This is a genomic window from uncultured Cyclobacterium sp. (assembly GCF_963976465.1).
Lineage (GTDB): Bacteria > Bacteroidota > Bacteroidia > Cytophagales > Cyclobacteriaceae > Cyclobacterium.
The window spans coordinates 1-1857 of the sequence record NZ_CAXBOC010000699.1; the positions used below are offsets into that span (position 1 = coordinate 1).

General features: G+C 41.2%; 2 protein-coding genes. Both read left to right on the forward strand.

Annotated elements, in window-relative coordinates; all coding sequences use genetic code 11:
* Positions 1–1299, forward strand: a 1299-nt coding sequence (locus AAC037_RS24040) for a SusD/RagB family nutrient-binding outer membrane lipoprotein (RefSeq protein ID WP_339906201.1), incomplete at its 5' end; no start/stop codon positions are given.
* Positions 1300–1409: 110 nt separating this feature from the next.
* Positions 1410–1857 (forward strand): CocE/NonD family hydrolase (locus AAC037_RS24045; protein WP_339906202.1); only part of this gene is annotated, 448 nt, incomplete at its 3' end.

The following is a 1857-nucleotide window of genomic DNA, read 5'->3' on the forward strand; positions in this document are numbered from 1 at the left end:
GAAAGTGCAGCCAGAAGTCATTGGCCGGTATACAATACGGCCCTTGCAGACAACGAGCGTGTAATCAATGCAGTGAAAGATGATCCAAATTCTATCAATTTGCTTTCTGCAGCAAGGATTTGGAAAGTGTATATGTTTCATTTGGTGACAGACCTTCATGGGGATGTACCCTATTTTGAAGCATTGAAAAGTGCAGAAGGCCTATTGCAACCCGTATATGATACCCAGGAAGTAATTTATGAAGACATGTTGGAAGAACTGGAACAAGCAGCTGCTGCTTTTAATCCTTCCCTGCCCACCTTTGGCCCTTCAGATTTATTTTATGGAGGAGATATAGACAAATGGAAAAAGTTAGCCAATTCCTTAATGCTTCGTTTAAGTATGCGATTAACTGAAGTTCGTCCCAATCTTGCAGAAACCTGGGCCAAGAAAGCCATTGCAGGAGGAGTGATCATTGAGGATGATGAAATTGCTATGGTTACTTATTTGGATGGACAAATAGAACACAGCAGAAATCCTAAAGCAGCCAACCTATTGGTCCAAGATTACCAAAACCCTCAAGCAGGGGTGAGCAATACTCAGGGAGGTAAATTTGCTGAAACCTTTATTGAACATTTGAAAGCCACAGGAGACCCCAGACTGAATGTGATGTCAGTAGTTTGGGTAGACAACCCGGATGGAGATGGTTATGTATACGATACAGCTACAAGTATTCAGAGAGGAATGAAAAATGGAGCTTTATTTGGTGAGCCGGATGATTTCCACACCTATTCTGAACCCCATCCCAATACGGTTTTAAGTTATGCCAGTCCTGTATTGACCATGACCAATGCAGAAACGAACCTATTATTGGCTGAGGCAGGAATCAGAGGTTGGTATAACGGAAGTGCTAAAGCAGCCTATGAGGATGCTGTGAGGGCAGGCATGAGACATTGGGCGCTTTTTGGCGATGAGGGCATTATTTCATCTGAAAAAATTGAGGATTATATTGCTAGAAACCCTTTCAAAGAGGATGGGTCTTTTGAAGAAAAACTTGAGCAAATCAGTACGCAAAAATGGGTATCCTTATTCCTTGATAATTATGAAATCTTTTCTAATTGGAGAAGAACCGGCTATCCGGAGTTAATCCCTACCAATTATCCCGGAAATATTACCGGAGGAACCATTCCTAGAAGGTTAATTATCCCGGATTCTGAATTGAATTTGAATGAAGATAATTTTATGGATGCCTATAACAGGCAGGGTGTAGGTAATTTACTTACAAGTACAGTTTGGTGGGATCCTAAATTTCCGAGGTGAAATGCTTATATTTAAATAGAATTTTAATTGCCCTGAGCTCGGTTGTTACTTAACCGGGCTCAGGTTTTCACTTTAATTATTATTGATAACCATCGTACTATTTATTACCAATGAAAAGAAAAGCACACTTAGGTGGTGAGAAGCCATTAAATGTTAATCAAGGTTTGGGCAGATCTTTCTGGCTATTGATTTGCCTGATGATTGTTTCCATGAGTTTGGTCCAAGGAAACCCTGAACCTGACCCTATTTTATATGAAGTAAAGATAGAAAGACACCAGCCGGTAGAAATGAGGGATGGTGTCATTCTTTATGCAGACATTTACAGGCCGGCAAAAGAAGGAAAATACCCGGTAATTTTGACAAGAACACCCTATGGAGTGCAACGTGTAGGAGTGCACCATGAGCGGATGACTAAATTTGCCCAAAGAGGTTATGTCGCCATTGTGCAGGATGTTCGTGGAAGATATGAAAGCGAGGGCGTATGGGATCCTTTTAGAGATGAAGCAAAAGATGGTTTTGACACCATCGAGTGGGCGGCAAAATTAGACTGCTCCAATG